We start from the raw sequence: 13,314 nt of genomic DNA on the forward strand, positions 1-13,314 counted from the left end.
GCCACCACCATCACCGACTTCGACCGCAAGGACATCATCGTCCCCAACAAGACCTTCATCACCGGCCAGCTGATCAACTGGTCGCTGACCGACACGGTCACCCGGGTGACGCTGAAGCTGGGCATCGACTACGGCTCGGACCTGGACCTGGTGCGCGACCTGCTGCTCAAGGGCGCCCACCAGAACCCGCGGGTGCTCAAGGACCCGGAGCCGATCGTGTACTTCCTCAACTTCGGCGAGAGCTCGTTGGACCACGAGCTGCGCATGCACGTGCGCGACCTGGGCGACCGCAACCCGACCCTGGACGAGATCAACCGCTACATCAACCGCGAGTTCAAGGCGCACGACATCAAGATCTCGGTGCGCCAGGTCGAGGTGTTCCTGATGGATGCCAAGGGCGGCAAGCAGCAGATGATTGCGCTGGAACAGCCCAAATCGGATGGCACTGCGCCCAGCTGAGTGGACTCCAAGGGGCATGACCGCCAGAATGCTGGCGAGGGCTGCGCCCTCGATCGCCGGCAAGCCGGCTCCCACCCGCCCTGTGGGAGCCGGCTTGCCGGCGATGGGCCGCAAAGCGGCCCCATGACACCGTTCCCCAGGAGCAGCCCGTGAAAGCCCTCGACCAACTCAGTTTCGACAACCGCTTCGCCCACCTGGGCGACGCGTTCTCCACCCAGGTGCTGCCCGACCCCATCGCTGACCCTCGCCTGGTCGTGGCCAGCACGTCGGCCATGGCCCTGCTCGACCTCGACCCCGCGCAGGCCGAGCTGCCGATCTTCGCCGAGCTGTTCAGCGGCCAGAAGCTCTGGGAACAAGCCGACCCGCGCGCCATGGTTTACTCCGGCCACCAGTTCGGCTCCTACAACCCACGCCTGGGCGATGGCCGCGGCCTGCTGCTGGCCGAAGTGCTCAACGATGCCGGCGAGCACTGGGACCTGCACCTCAAGGGCGCCGGCCAGACCCCGTACTCGCGCATGGGCGACGGCCGCGCCGTGCTGCGCTCGTCGATCCGCGAATTCCTCGCCTCCGAAGCCCTGCATGCCCTGGGCATCCCCAGCAGCCGGGCGCTGTGCGTGATCGGCTCGAGCACCCCGGTTTGGCGCGAAACCCGCGAGAGCGCGGCCATGCTTACCCGCCTGGCCCAGAGCCACGTGCGCTTCGGCCATTTCGAGTACTTCTACTACACCAAGCAGCCGGAACAGCAGCGCGTGCTGATCGACCACGTGCTGGAGCAGCATTACCCCGAATGCCGCGAGGCCGAGCAGCCGTACCTGGCGATGTTCCGCACCATCGTCGAGCGCAACGCCGAGCTGATCGCCCGCTGGCAGGCCTATGGTTTCTGCCACGGGGTGATGAACACCGACAACATGTCGATCCTGGGCATCACCTTCGACTTCGGCCCCTTCGCCTTCCTCGACGACTTCGACGCCAACTTCATCTGCAACCATTCCGATGACCGCGGCCGCTACAGCTACGCCAACCAGGTACCGATCGGCCACTGGAACCTCAGCGCCCTTGCCCAGGCACTGACCACGGTGATCGAGGTGGAGCCGCTCAAGGAGGCCCTGGGGCTGTTCCTGCCGCTGTACCAGGCGCACTACCTGGACCTGATGCGCCGGCGCCTGGGCCTGACCACGGCCGAAGACGGCGACATGGCCCTGGTCGAGCGCCTGCTGCAGCGCATGCAGAGCGGCGGGGTGGACTACAACCTGTTCTTCCGCAGGCTCGGCGACCAGCCCGTGGCTGCGGCCCTGAGCGTGGTACGCGACGATTTCATCGACCTTGCCGGGTTCGACGCCTGGGGCGCTGACTACCTCGCTCGCTGCGAGCGCGAAGCCGCCAATGCCGACGGGCGGCGTGCGCGCATGCATGCGGTGAACCCGCTGTACGTGCTGCGCAACTACCTGGCGCAGAAAGCCATCGAAGCGGCCGAGGCAGGGGACTACAGTGAAGTGCGGCGGCTGCACCAGGTGCTGAGCCGGCCGTTCGAAGAGCAAGAAGGGATGCAGGCCTATGCCGAGCGGCCGCCGGAGTGGGGCAAGCATCTGGAAATCAGCTGCTCTTCGTGAAGCACATCCGCCCTCTGTGGGAGCGGGCTTGCCCCGCGAACACGGGCCAAGCCCGTGCCAGACAACTCGAGTGTTCGGGCCGGCCTCTTCGCGGGGCTAGCCCGCTCCCACAGGGTTTCGGGCACATCAATAAGGAATCGACATGACCGAACCGCTGCTGATCCCATGCCCCCACTGCAACGGCCTCAACCGCCTGCCCGCCGAACGCCTGGGCGATGCACCCAAATGCGGCCGCTGCAAACAGGATGTACTGCTCGGCAAACCCTTCGACCTCAGCGAAAGCAGCTACGCCAGCCAGATCAAAGGCGACCTGCCGCTGCTGGTCGACGTCTGGGCCGACTGGTGCGGCCCCTGCAAATCCTTCGCCCCCACCTTCGAGCAGGCCGCCCGCCAGCTCAGCGGCCGCTGCCGCCTGGCCAAGCTCGACAGCGAAGCCAACCGCAACCTGGCCGGGCAACTGGGCATCCGCTCGATCCCCAGCCTGATCCTGTTCAAAAATGGCCGCGAAGTCAGCCGCCAGGCCGGGGCGTTGCCACTGCAGTCGTTGCTGGAGTGGCTGCGCAGCCAAGGGGTCTAGGCGTTTTCTTCCAGCAGCGCGTGCAACTCGACGAACTGCTGGGTCAGCTTGTGCCGCGGCTCCAGGTGAATCAGCGGCAAGCTGGCGTGGTGCGACTCGCGCATCTTCACCGAGCTGCCCAGGTACACCGGCAGCACCGGCAAGCCTTCGGCAAGCAGCTCGTCGAGCATCTGCTGGGGCAGGCTGGCGCGGGACTGGAACTGGTTGACCACGATGCCTTCGACCATCAGGTCTTCGTTGTGATCATCCTTGAGCTCTTCGATTTCCGCCAGCAGGCCGTACAGGGCCTGGCGTGAAAAGCTGTCGCAGTCGAAGGGGATCAGCACCCGATCCGCAGCGATCAACGCGGAAACCGCGTAAAAATTCAGCGCCGGCGGGGTGTCGATGTAGATCCGCTCGTAATCCTCGTCCAGCTCGTCGAGCAGTTTGCGCAGCTTGTTGATCTTGTGCTTGGCCTCAAGCTTTGGCTGCAGGTCGGCCAGCTCCGCCGTGGCGGTGACCACGTGCAGGTTGTCGAACGGGGTTTCGTAGATATCGACCTTGTTCTTCTTGCTGAACGGCCCGCTGGACAGGCTCTGCTTGAAGAAATCGGCAATGCCCATGGGGATGTCGTCGCCCGTGAGCCCGGTCAGGTACTGAGTCGAGTTGGCCTGGGCATCCAGGTCGATCAGCAGGGTCCGATAGCCTTCGCTGGCGCTCACAGCCGCCAGGTTGCAAGCGATGCTCGACTTGCCCACGCCACCTTTCTGATTGAACACCACGCGCCGCATGAGAGACCTCCGTGTATCAACGAATGACCGAGTATGTGGCGGCGCGCCGGCAATGGCCAGCGGCAATTGCCGCACGCCTTCGGCAGCGCTACCCTGCCCCGCGCAAACCTTCGCCACACACCAGGATGATCGATGACGATGCCCCCGCACCCGCCTGTAACCTTTGGCCAGTCGCCGCTGGCGATCGAGGACGTCCTGGCCGTGGCCGAACGCCGCGCCACCGTGCAGCTGCAGGATGACAGCGAATACCGCGCGTACATCGAGCGCGGCGCCCGCTTTCTCGACAGCCTGCTGGACAAGGAAGGGGTGATCTATGGCGTTACCACCGGCTATGGCGACTCGTGCGTGGTCGCGGTGCCGCTGGAGCATGTCGAAGCCCTGCCGCGCCACCTCTATACCTTCCACGGCTGCGGCCTCGGGCGCCTGCTCGATGCCAGCGCTACCCGCGCCGTGCTGGCTGCCCGCCTGCGTTCGCTGAGCCACGGCGTGTCGGGTGTGCGCCTGCTGTTGCTGGAGCGCCTGCGCGACTTTCTCGTCCACGACATCCTGCCGCTGATCCCCGAGGAAGGCTCGGTGGGCGCCAGCGGCGACCTGACCCCGCTGTCCTACGTCGCCGCAGCCCTGGCCGGTGAGCGCGAGGTGCTCTACCAGGGCGCACGCCGCAGCAGTGCCGAGGTGCACCGTGAACTGGGCTGGCAACCGCTGGTGCTGCGCCCCAAGGAAGCGCTGGCACTGATGAACGGTACCGCGGTGATGACTGGCCTGGCCTGCCAGGCCTTCGCCCGCGCCGACTACCTGCTCAAGCTGGCCACGCGCATCACCGCCCTGAACGTGATCGGCCTGCAGGGCAACCCGGAACACTTCGACCAACGGCTGTTCGCCGCCAAACCCCACCCTGGCCAGGCCCAGGTCGCCGCCTGGCTGCGCCAGGACCTGGCCATCGACGCCCCGCTGCCACCCCTGCACCGCCTGCAGGACCGCTACTCGCTGCGCTGCGCGCCGCATGTGCTGGGTGTGCTGGCCGACAGCCTGGGCTGGCTACGCGGCTTCATCGAAACCGAGCTCAACAGCGCCAACGACAACCCGATCATCGACGGCGACGCCGAACGCGTGCTGCACGGCGGGCATTTCTACGGCGGGCACATTGCCTTTGCCATGGACAGCCTGAAAACCCTGGTGGCCAACGTCGCCGATCTGCTCGACCGGCAGCTCGCGCTGCTGGTGGACGTGCGCTACAACCACGGCCTGCCGAGCAACCTGTCGGGGGCCGAGGCCGAGCGGGCGATGCTCAACCACGGCTTCAAGGCCGTGCAGATCGGCGCCAGCGCCTGGACTGCCGAAGCGCTCAAGCAGACCATGCCGGCCAGCGTGTTCTCGCGCTCCACCGAGTGCCACAACCAGGACAAGGTGAGCATGGGCACCATCGCCGCGCGGGACGCCCTGCGTGTGCTGGAGCTGACCGAGCAAGTCGCCGCCGCCACCTTGCTGGCAGCCAACCAGGCCGTGTGGCTACGCGGCCGCAAGGCTGGCAGCCGGCCGCTGCCACAACCGCTGGCGCAGATGCACGAAGCGTTGCTGGAAGACTTCGCCCCAGTGATCGAAGACCGCGCCCTGGAGCGCGAACTGCGCCTGTGCCTGCAGCGCATTGGCGAGCGGCACTGGCCGCTGCACCTCAGCTGACGCCGGACGTCGCATCCGTGACCAATTCGGCGAAGGCCTTGGCCATCGCCGAACTGCCGCGCTCACGCTGCACCAGCCACACGGCCGAGGTCGCGCCCTGGTCGAGCAAGGTGCAATAGACCACGCCTTCGATGCGCATGCGCTGGAAGGAGGCCGGCAGCACCGACACCCCGAGGCCTGCGGACACCAACCCGATGATGGTCATCGCCTCCCCCGCTTCCTGGGCGAAGTGCGGGCTGAAGCCGGCCTGGCGCGCCAGGCTCAGCAGCTGCGCATGCAGCCCGCTGCCATAGCTGCGCGGGAAGAACACGAAGGGCTCATGGGCCAGCGCGGCCATGTGCACGCCCTGCTCGGTGCCTTCGGCCAGCGGGTGCGAGGCATTGATCACCGCCACCAACGGTTCGCGAAACAGCTCGGTGGCAATCAGGCCTTCGGGCAACGGCATCGGCCGCATCAGGCCGATTTCGATGGACTCGTCGAACACCCCGTCGGCGACATCGCGGCTGCTCATTTCCTGAAGGTTCAGGTGCACGGCAGGGAAGCGCTGGCGAAACGCATGGATCGCCTTGGGGATCTTCGAGGTGAACGGCGCCGACGAGGTGAAGCCGATCTTCATCTCGCCCAACTCGCCCAGCTGCGCGCGGCGTGCCACGTCGGCGGCCTTCTCGACCTGCGCCAGCACCTGCCGCGCCTCGTCGAGAAACAGCCGGCCGGCCTCGCTGAGCTCGACCCGACGATTGGTACGCTCGAACAAGCGCGCCCCCAGCTCTTGCTCCAGGGCCTGGATCTGCTGGCTCAGGGGCGGCTGAGAGATGCCCAGTTGCTGGGCTGCGCGGCCAAAGTGCAGCTCTTCGGCCACGGCGATGAAGTAACGCAAATGGCGCAGTTCCATGATCGGCTCCGAGTAGGTCGCAAAACCTCTTAAATAGGTCGAACAATATATTGGATCTAATCATTAGCCAGCTATATGCTTTTTTTCATTGCGCCAGAGGTACCCGCCCGTGAAAACTGCTGTAGCCCCCCTTCCCGCCGACCCCGAACCTGCCCCGCTGAACGATATCTGGATCGAAAAAGGCACCCCCGCCTTCCTCAAGACCGTGCTGGCCCTGTTCAGCGGCGGCTTCGCCACCTTCGCCCTGCTGTACTGCGTACAGCCGATGATGCCGTTGCTGTCCCAGGAATATTCGATCAATGCCGCGCAAAGCAGCCTGGTGCTGTCGGTTTCCACCGCCATGCTGGCGTTCGGGCTGCTGATCACCGGGCCGATTTCCGACCGCGTCGGGCGCAAGCCGGTGATGGTGTTTGCCCTGCTTTGCGCGGCGCTGTCGACCATGGTCAGCGCGGTCATGCCAAGCTGGGAATGGGTGCTGGCCACGCGGGCGCTGGTGGGCCTGTCGCTCAGCGGCCTGGCCGCCGTGGCGATGACGTACCTGAGCGAAGAGATTCACCCGCAGCACATCGGCCTGGCCATGGGGCTGTACATCGGCGGCAACGCCATCGGCGGCATGAGCGGGCGGCTGATCACCGGCGTGCTGATCGACTTCGTCAGCTGGCACACGGCAATGCTGATCATCGGCGGCCTGGCCCTGGTGGCGGCGCTGGTGTTCTGGAAGGTGCTGCCGGAATCGCGCAACTTCCGCACCCAGTCGCTCAAGCCGCGCAACCTGCTCGATGGCTTCGTCATGCACTTCAAGGATGCCGGCCTGCCCTGGCTGTTCCTCGAAGCCTTCCTGCTGATGGGCGCCTTCGTCACCTTGTTCAACTACATCGGCTACCGGTTGCTGGCGGGGCCCTACCACATGAACCAGGCGCTGGTCGGCCTGCTGTCGGTGGTGTACTTGTCGGGTATCTACAGTTCGGCGCAGGTCGGTGCCCTGGCTGACAAGCTCGGCCGGCGTAAGGTGTTCTGGGCCAGTATCGTGGTGATGGCAGGTGGTTTGCTGGTGACCTTGGCTTCGCCGCTGGTGCTGATCATTCTCGGCATGCTGGTGTTCACCTTCGGCTTCTTTGGCGCGCACTCGGTGGCCAGCAGCTGGATTGGCCGGCGGGCGCTGAAGGCCAAGGGGCAGGCGTCATCGCTGTACCTGTTCTGCTATTACGCGGGTTCGAGCGTTGCGGGTACGGCGGGCGGGGTGTTCTGGCATCACTGGGGCTGGAATGGCATCGGGCTGTTCATCGGCAGCTTGCTGGCGGTGGCGTTGGGCGTGGCGCTGCACCTGAGCAGGCTGGAGCCCAAGAAGGCTTGAGCCTTGGGGCTGCCTTGCAGCCCATCGCCGGCAAGCCGGCTCCCACACAGTTCATAGTTCACTGCTGACTTTGTGGGAGCCGGCTTGCCGGCGATGGGGCCTTTGGATCAGTTCACGATCTCGACGATATCCACATCCACTTCACGGCTCATCAGGTGCTTTTCCACCTCGCCGGTCAGCTTCACCTTGGTCTTCTCGTTGAACGGCGTCGGCGGCAGGTCTTCGTTGTCGATCTCGACCGTGATGGTGCCGGTGTTGTCCTTGAACTCGTACTTGTCGTCGTTGTTGATCTTCTTGGTCACGTAGCCCTGCAGCACCACCGGCGTGTCGTCAGCGGCATCCTTGGCGGCGGAAACGGTGGTCACCGGCTGCGCACCCGGGCCGGTATAGCCCGCAGCCAGGGCAGCGGTGCTGAACAGCGGGGCGAGGATGAGGGCGAGGTAGCGCGTTTTCATGGGTTGCTTCCTGATGAGTTGTGATGGGCCAGAGCGTATCGCGCCAGGCTGAAACCAAGCTTAATCACGCCCCCCCAGCTCCACGCCAAGCCGCGCCTGGAGCAGGTCTTCAACACGCTGCAATTGCAGCTCCAGCATTCGCGTACCTTCACGCTCCTGGCCATGCAACCACTGCAGAACGACTTGCGCAGCGCCTTCGACTAGCAATTCTGCCCGGCCATCCTGCGCTTCCATATCGATGATGCGCAGCCCTGCCGCCTGTGCCTGCTCACTGAGCAGCGCCGCTGTCACCGCTCTTCGTGCCTGTGGGTAACCGGGGGCCGCACTTGCCTGGTCCAGTTGGCGGCTCAGTGCCTGTTCCTTGGCCAGGGCCTGGGTGGCGTGCTGCAGGCTCGACCGGCCAGGCAGCCAGGCCAGCTGCCACAGCAGCAGCGCGAGCAGCAGCCAGGCAGCGCCCGCCATGAGCTGGCGCCGCTGATCAGGGATGTTGCGCCACTGTTCGATGAACCGATGAAACCTGCGCACAGTCATTCTCCTCCCGCCCACATCAACGTCGCCTGCACACCCTGATCAGACTGCCTCGCATGTTCCACGACCAGCGCCGGCACCCGTTCACGCAACCGCTGCAAATCGGCAAAGCCCCGCCCTTGCACCTCCACCCGCCAACCTTGCCCGGGTATCAGCGCCGCGCGCTGCAGCGAAAGATTGCCGCTTTCCACGACCTGCTCGGCCAGCCCTGCCAGACGTTGCGCAGCGGTGCTCGGCAAGGGGCGCTGCTGCAACGCCTCGACCAGGCGCGACAGATCGCCCGTCAATGCCTGCCCAGGCGCCCAACGCTGAAACTGCTGCAGATTGTCGGCCCGCAGCTGCTCGCTGCGCTGCTGCAACCAGCTCGCACGCACCTGGTCAGCCACGCACACCAACGACCAGACCAACAGCAACCCGGCCATGGCCTGCTGCCAAGGAAGCTGCCAATGGCGCTTGCTTGCCTGCTGCAGGTCGATCACCCCAGGGCGCCCATGGATCAGCGCTTCGATGGCACTGTCGATGTGCTGGTTGCACGGCGCGCCAGATGCTTCGGACTGCCAGGCCATTGCCGGCAGCGCCTGCACCAGTGTCTGCGCCGCCGAGGCACTGGCCGCCAGCAACGGCAAGCCAGCACCACCGATCAGCCAGCGGCCCTCCAGCCACAGCGCGCCGGGCTCGGCGAACAGCCGGTCGGCATCGGCCTGTATGGCAACGGGTTGAATGCCTTCGGCCTGCAGCAGAGCAAGCAGTGCTTGCCAGCGTTCGCGCTCGACCACCAGGGCGCGCCGCCGGCCTTCCCGGTCGGCGGCGCCATAGGCCAGGTGCAGGCTGTCCAGTGCCGCCGCCAGTTGATCTTCCACCGCATAGGCCAAGGCCTCCTGTGTAGGCTTTCGCCCAGGCATCGGGGCTGTCTGGCAGCTGCCCAGCATTTCGATAGGCAGCACGACCAGCACCTTTGCGTCAGCCCCCAGCGACTCTCGCAGCGCGCCCAGGCAGCTGCGCTGCACCTGCCCTCGGGCGGTGCACACAAGCACAGGCCAGCTGGCATCGGCCTGCTGCATACCCTGCGGCAACAGATACACCAAGGCTTCACTCATCCCGTTGTTGCTCCCGCGTTGCAGAAAAACTACGCCGCACCAGGTTCACCCGATGGGTCTTCGCATCGATTTCAAAGTCGCTGTACAAGTACATCCGCTGGCCATCCAACTCGGCTTGCAGCTCCAGGCGGAACCAGCGGCTGGCGACCGCCAGCCCATGTGCCTGGGTGCCGAGGCCGAGCATCTGCGGGCTGGCGAGAAAGCGCTGGACGCTGGCATGGCCATCGTCGGGGCGCTCACCCTGCACACGCTGGGCAGCCGCCGGGCCAAGCCCCTCCAGCGCAGCGAGCAGGCGTGTCGGGGCCGTATTGACGTTCAGGCCAGCCTGATCCGGCAGTACCACAACCCAGGGGCGCAACCGCGCCAGTGCATCTGCGCTCAACCCCGGCAAGCCGCTCAGCTGGCTGACATCCAGCAGGCGTTGCCCGACCAACGCTTGCAGGTCTGGAGGGTCGATGCCCAGCGAGGCACAGAGCCTCTGCCAGCGCACGAGCAGCACCGGGTCGAGCGATCGACGCCCGATCAAGGCCGTGAGGTTCAGCCGCCCAGCCAGGTCTTCCATGCGCATCCACACCTGCCCGTCGGCCAGGGCCAATTGCCGGTGCTCAGCCCACGCCTGCCCAGCATGGCTGCGCTGCAGCAAGCTGGGTGCCTGCTGCGCGAGCTGCTGCAGCATCTGCTGCTCGCCGGCCAGTGCCAGTTGCAGCAAGCGCGAAAAAGCCAGTTGCTGCCCCACGCCGGCCACCAGCAGTTGCTGGCTGCGCAGCATGCCGGCGACCAACAGTGTCAGCAGGGCCATGACCAGCAGCACCGTTACCAGCGCCAAGCCTCGTTGCCGAGCGCGGCTCATCGCCCCCCTCCCGCCATTGGCAACACCCGGCGCACCTGCGGGTAGCGCGCGGTGGACAGCGTGACTTCCAGTGCATCGGCAGCCCGCTCCTGGTGGTCTCCATCCGGCCAATGCTCAAGCCAGCCACTGGCTGGGGCATGCAGCCGCCAACGGAGCGCCTGCACCCCCTCCAGTACCCGTTGCGCACGCCCGGGGCGTTGCCCGACGCTGAGCTGGCGGCGCCAGAGGATGCCGTCCTCCAACCAGTATTCGACCGCGCGCAAACCGCTGCCCGGTGCCCGCGTTTCCTGCCCTGCACCCAGCAGCCAGCGGACACGCGTGCCCTCCAATGAAATGGCGAAACCAGCGTCCTTCAGGCCCGAGTGGGCCAGGCCTTGCAAGGCATCGCGCTGCAGCAGGCTCAACGCCCGGCCCAAGGCCCTGAGGTCATCGACCCGCGCTTCGCGCACCCGGTCGGCCCTGAGCATGCTGTCGACCAGCTGTGCGCTACCCAACGCCAGAAGGGCGAAAATGGCCACCGCCAACAACAGCTCGAACAGCGTGAAACCACGCTGGCGGCTGGCGCGCTCAGTCTGCATCATCGGCCACTACCAGCCAGGCGCTGGCCTGGTGCACTGCGCCTTTGACGCCAGGCAGGCTCACCCGGACCTCAACCTGCAGCAGCCCGTTTGGCAACGGCTGGCGCGTCTCGTGCAACAGCCAACGGCGTTGCACGAATTGCGTTTCGAGCTGACGCTGGCCAGCCGCCGCCTGCGCTTGGAGGCGCAGCAGGGCGAGGTGGTTGTCGGCCAGCCAGCTGGCCAGCAGGCGGTCTTCCATCTGCCGCGTCTGCACCAGCAAATGTTGGGTCGCGCTGCCCATGGCTAATGCCAGCACTGCGAAAATGGCCAGTGCCACCAACACTTCGAGCAAGGTAAAGCCCTGTTCAGAAGCCGAACTTCGGGTCATTGAGGCCATCGCTCGTTACCGATGCCAGGCGCTGGCCGGCGTTTTCGAAATGCAAGGTGAACACGCTGTGTTCATCATTGCTGTGAAGTAGCAACCGAGGTACTTCAGAAAGCCTTGCCAGCACCGGCAGGCCGTCCAGTTCCAGGCGCAGGTCCAGGCCTGTATCCCGCCATTGGCCGGCCATCTCCCAGCCGCGCTCGGTGCGCCTGGCCAGCCGGTAGCGCTGGGCGTCCACATGAATGCCCAAGGTCGCACCTTCCAGCACCGCCCGCTGGCGCGCGTACTGCACCAATTGCAGGAACTGTGACGCTTCCTGCGATACCTGGCGCTGTGGGTCGCGCCCCAGGGTCAGCCCCGCCATGCCGACCAGCACGCCCAGCAATGCCAGGACCACCAGCAGCTCCAGCAACGTGAACCCGCGGCAACGCCGGGATGTCATTCGGCCCAGTTGCCGATGTCGGCGTCCGGCCCTTCACCACCGGCCTGGCCATCGGCAGCGAAGCTGTACAGGTCAAAGCCATGATTGGAGCGCGTTCCGGGGCTGGCATATTGGTAGGCCGTACCCCAGGGGTCGGTCGGCATCGCCCTCAGGTAACCCTGGGCATTCCACTGGCGGGGAAGCGGCGCCAACGTCGGCGGTTTGACCAACGCTTCAAGCCCCTGGGCAGTGGTCGGATAGCGGCCGTTATCCAACCGATAGATTTCCAGCGCCGTGGCGATGGACTGGATATCGGTGCGCGCAGCCGTGAGCTTGGCGTGCTCCGGGCGGCTCATGACGTTGGGCAGCACAAGGGCGCCGAGCACCCCCAGAATGACCACCACCACCATGATTTCGATCAGGGTGAAACCCCGTTGGGATTGACGTCTAGGGCGAATGGGCATGTTCAGTTGACCAGTTGGTTGAGGTTCAGGATCGGTAGCAGGATCGCCAGGACGATGAACAGCACGATGCCGCCCATGACCAGCAGCATCAGCGGTTCGCACAGGCTGACCAGCAACGAGATGCGCGCGGCCAGGTGGTTTGCCTGCAGCTCGGCAGCGCGCTCGAGCATGATGTTCAACTCACCGGCACGCTCGCCGCTGGCGATCATCTGCAGCATCAAAGGCGGCACCACGGCGCTGCGGGTCAGGCAATGGGCGAGGCTTGCGCCCTCGCCAAGCTCACGCGCGGCCATCTGCAAGCGCTCGCGAGTGACCAGGTTGCCGACCACCGCGGCAGCGATGTGCAGTGCCTCGACCAAGGGCACGCCACCGCGGCAGAGAATCGCCAGGGTGCTGACGAAACGCGCCGCCTCGCTGGCGTGCATGAACTCGCCATACAACGGCAAGCGCTGCGCCAGCGCGTGCCATTGGCGACGTCGAGCAGGCTGGCGCAGCGCCCGCGCCAGCAGCAGCACCAGTGCGCCGAGCACCAGCACAGCCACCAGGCCGTAGTGCCGGCTGGCGTCGCTCAAGGCGATGAGCACACGGGTCGGCGTGGGCAGGTGGGCCTGGTCCCGGGAAAACGCTTGCACCACGTCAGGCACCACGAAGCCAAGCAGAAAGCCCACCACGAGTATCGACACGACCAGCAGGATCACCGGGTAGACCAAGGCCAGCTGGACCTTCTGGCGCATGGCCTGCTGCTGCTCGCCATGCTCGGCGAGGCGTTCGAGCACGCCCGCCAGGTGGCCTGAGCGTTCCGCAGCGGCCACCGTGGCGCGGTACACCACAGGGAATGCAGCGGGGTATTGCGCCAGCGCCTCGGCCAGCGCATTGCCTTCGGCCACCCGCGCCGCCACCCCTTGCATGACCTGCCGCACCCGGCGCTGCCCGCTTTGCTCGGCCAATGCCTGGAGCGCCTCGGTCAGGGGCATGCCGGCGTACAACAGGCTTGCCAGTTGCCGCGTAAGCAAGGAGCGCTGGGCAACATTCAGGCGGCCATCGGGCCGCAACCTGGCCAGTAACGAGGGGCCCGCCACGCGCACCGACAAGACCTGCCAGCCGCGGTCGCGCAACTGCTGGCGCAGCATCCGCGCGCTGGCGGCTTCCAGGGTGCCGCGCTGAACGCGCCTGTGCGCATCCAGCGCCTGATACCTGAACAATGCCATCGCC

16 protein-coding genes are annotated in these 13,314 nt (G+C 66.1%); 5 read left to right on the forward strand and 11 right to left on the reverse strand.

Features of this window, described 5'->3' with window-relative positions; translation table 11 throughout:
* The 3 genes from B3E94_RS23665 to trxC form a co-directional block, all read left to right on the forward strand.
* On the forward strand, positions 1-459 hold a 459-nt coding region (locus tag B3E94_RS23665; RefSeq protein WP_286915449.1), incomplete at its 5' end, for a mechanosensitive ion channel domain-containing protein.
* A gap of 149 nt (positions 460-608) precedes the next feature.
* Positions 609-2,069, forward strand: a complete 1,461-nt coding sequence (gene selO, locus B3E94_RS23670; RefSeq protein WP_286915450.1) for a protein adenylyltransferase SelO — start codon at positions 609-611, stop codon at positions 2,067-2,069.
* A 142-nt stretch (positions 2,070-2,211) separates the two neighbouring features.
* Entirely contained in the window at positions 2,212-2,646 is a 435-nt protein-coding gene (trxC, locus tag B3E94_RS23675; protein ID WP_286915451.1) for a thioredoxin TrxC, read from the forward strand.
* Here trxC and B3E94_RS23680 read toward each other — a convergent pair.
* Positions 2,643-3,416 carry a ParA family protein gene (locus B3E94_RS23680; protein WP_176510914.1) on the reverse strand — a complete coding sequence of 258 codons (774 nt, stop codon included), beginning with the start codon at positions 3,414-3,416 and terminating at the stop codon, positions 2,643-2,645. The genes trxC and B3E94_RS23680 overlap by 4 nt on opposite strands.
* A gap of 132 nt (positions 3,417-3,548) precedes the next feature.
* Here B3E94_RS23680 and B3E94_RS23685 point away from each other — a divergent pair, with 132 nt between their 5' ends.
* Positions 3,549-5,096 carry an HAL/PAL/TAL family ammonia-lyase gene (locus B3E94_RS23685; protein ID WP_286915453.1) on the forward strand — a complete coding sequence of 516 codons (1,548 nt, stop codon included), beginning with the start codon at positions 3,549-3,551 and terminating at the stop codon, positions 5,094-5,096.
* Here B3E94_RS23685 and B3E94_RS23690 read toward each other — a convergent pair.
* Positions 5,089-5,988 carry a LysR family transcriptional regulator gene (locus tag B3E94_RS23690; protein ID WP_286915454.1) on the reverse strand — a complete coding sequence of 300 codons (900 nt, stop codon included), beginning with the start codon at positions 5,986-5,988 and terminating at the stop codon, positions 5,089-5,091. The genes B3E94_RS23685 and B3E94_RS23690 overlap by 8 nt on opposite strands.
* A 109-nt stretch (positions 5,989-6,097) precedes the next feature.
* On the opposite strand from B3E94_RS23690, the gene B3E94_RS23695 reads away from it, so the two are divergent.
* The gene (locus B3E94_RS23695) at positions 6,098-7,342 is read left to right on the forward strand and encodes an MFS transporter (protein WP_286915455.1); all 1,245 of its coding nucleotides are present in this window, start codon (positions 6,098-6,100) and stop codon (positions 7,340-7,342) included.
* Between the two features lie 107 nt (positions 7,343-7,449).
* Here the strand turns inward: B3E94_RS23695 and B3E94_RS23700 are convergent, their stop codons facing one another.
* From B3E94_RS23700 to gspF, 9 genes are read right to left on the reverse strand one after another with little or no spacing between them, the layout of a single operon-like run.
* Positions 7,450-7,797: a YgiW/YdeI family stress tolerance OB fold protein gene (locus B3E94_RS23700; protein ID WP_236237544.1), complete on the reverse strand. Its 348-nt coding sequence runs from the start codon at positions 7,795-7,797 to the stop codon at positions 7,450-7,452.
* A gap of 60 nt (positions 7,798-7,857) precedes the next feature.
* On the reverse strand, positions 7,858-8,322 hold the full coding sequence (gene gspM / locus B3E94_RS23705) for a type II secretion system protein GspM (RefSeq protein ID WP_286915457.1): 465 nt from the start codon (positions 8,320-8,322) through the stop codon (positions 7,858-7,860).
* Positions 8,323-8,324: 2 nt separating this feature from the next.
* Positions 8,325-9,422 (reverse strand): type II secretion system protein GspL, encoded by a 1,098-nt coding sequence (gene gspL, locus B3E94_RS23710; RefSeq protein ID WP_286915459.1) that lies wholly within the window; start codon positions 9,420-9,422, stop codon positions 8,325-8,327.
* Positions 9,415-10,272 carry a general secretion pathway protein GspK gene (locus B3E94_RS23715; protein WP_286915460.1) on the reverse strand — a complete coding sequence of 286 codons (858 nt, stop codon included), beginning with the start codon at positions 10,270-10,272 and terminating at the stop codon, positions 9,415-9,417. The genes gspL and B3E94_RS23715 overlap by 8 nt, the downstream gene beginning before the upstream one ends.
* A complete protein-coding gene (gene gspJ / locus B3E94_RS23720; protein ID WP_286915461.1) occupies positions 10,269-10,853 on the reverse strand; it encodes a type II secretion system minor pseudopilin GspJ in 585 nt (194 codons plus the stop codon). The genes B3E94_RS23715 and gspJ overlap by 4 nt, the downstream gene beginning before the upstream one ends.
* On the reverse strand, positions 10,840-11,220 hold the full coding sequence (gene gspI / locus B3E94_RS23725; RefSeq protein ID WP_286915462.1) for a type II secretion system minor pseudopilin GspI: 381 nt from the start codon (positions 11,218-11,220) through the stop codon (positions 10,840-10,842). The genes gspJ and gspI overlap by 14 nt, the downstream gene beginning before the upstream one ends.
* Positions 11,198-11,659: a type II secretion system minor pseudopilin GspH gene (gspH, locus tag B3E94_RS23730; RefSeq protein WP_313395296.1), complete on the reverse strand. Its 462-nt coding sequence runs from the start codon at positions 11,657-11,659 to the stop codon at positions 11,198-11,200. The genes gspI and gspH overlap by 23 nt, the downstream gene beginning before the upstream one ends.
* Entirely contained in the window at positions 11,656-12,102 is a 447-nt protein-coding gene (gene gspG / locus B3E94_RS23735) for a type II secretion system major pseudopilin GspG (RefSeq protein WP_236237551.1), read from the reverse strand. The genes gspH and gspG overlap by 4 nt, the downstream gene beginning before the upstream one ends.
* Positions 12,103-12,104: 2 nt before the next feature.
* Positions 12,105-13,310, reverse strand: coding sequence for a type II secretion system inner membrane protein GspF (gspF, locus tag B3E94_RS23740; RefSeq protein WP_286915464.1), 1,206 nt, complete (start codon positions 13,308-13,310; stop codon positions 12,105-12,107).
* Between the last annotated feature and the right edge of the window lie 4 nt (positions 13,311-13,314).

Source organism: Pseudomonas sp. UBA6315 (assembly GCF_002438125.1).
GTDB lineage: Bacteria > Pseudomonadota > Gammaproteobacteria > Pseudomonadales > Pseudomonadaceae > Aquipseudomonas > Aquipseudomonas faucium.

What these genes read in the sequence shown, in the direction of transcription:
- B3E94_RS23715 (WP_286915460.1), bottom strand. Translation starts at nt 10,272, where the DNA reads ATGAGCCGCGCTCGGCAACGAGGCTTGGCGCTGGTAACGGTGCTGCTG.
- gspF (WP_286915464.1), bottom strand. Translation starts at nt 13,310, where the DNA reads ATGGCATTGTTCAGGTATCAGGCGCTGGATGCGCACAGGCGCGTTCAG.
- gspL (WP_286915459.1), bottom strand. Translation starts at nt 9,422, where the DNA reads ATGAGTGAAGCCTTGGTGTATCTGTTGCCGCAGGGTATGCAGCAGGCC.
- gspI (WP_286915462.1), bottom strand. Translation starts at nt 11,220, where the DNA reads ATGACCCGAAGTTCGGCTTCTGAACAGGGCTTTACCTTGCTCGAAGTG.
- gspH (WP_313395296.1), bottom strand. Translation starts at nt 11,659, where the DNA reads ATGACATCCCGGCGTTGCCGCGGGTTCACGTTGCTGGAGCTGCTGGTG.
- B3E94_RS23685 (WP_286915453.1), top strand. Translation starts at nt 3,549, where the DNA reads ATGACGATGCCCCCGCACCCGCCTGTAACCTTTGGCCAGTCGCCGCTG.
- B3E94_RS23680 (WP_176510914.1), bottom strand. Translation starts at nt 3,416, where the DNA reads ATGCGGCGCGTGGTGTTCAATCAGAAAGGTGGCGTGGGCAAGTCGAGC.
- gspJ (WP_286915461.1), bottom strand. Translation starts at nt 10,853, where the DNA reads ATGATGCAGACTGAGCGCGCCAGCCGCCAGCGTGGTTTCACGCTGTTC.
- gspG (WP_236237551.1), bottom strand. Translation starts at nt 12,102, where the DNA reads ATGCCCATTCGCCCTAGACGTCAATCCCAACGGGGTTTCACCCTGATC.
- B3E94_RS23700 (WP_236237544.1), bottom strand. Translation starts at nt 7,797, where the DNA reads ATGAAAACGCGCTACCTCGCCCTCATCCTCGCCCCGCTGTTCAGCACC.
- B3E94_RS23690 (WP_286915454.1), bottom strand. Translation starts at nt 5,988, where the DNA reads ATGGAACTGCGCCATTTGCGTTACTTCATCGCCGTGGCCGAAGAGCTG.
- trxC (WP_286915451.1), top strand. Translation starts at nt 2,212, where the DNA reads ATGACCGAACCGCTGCTGATCCCATGCCCCCACTGCAACGGCCTCAAC.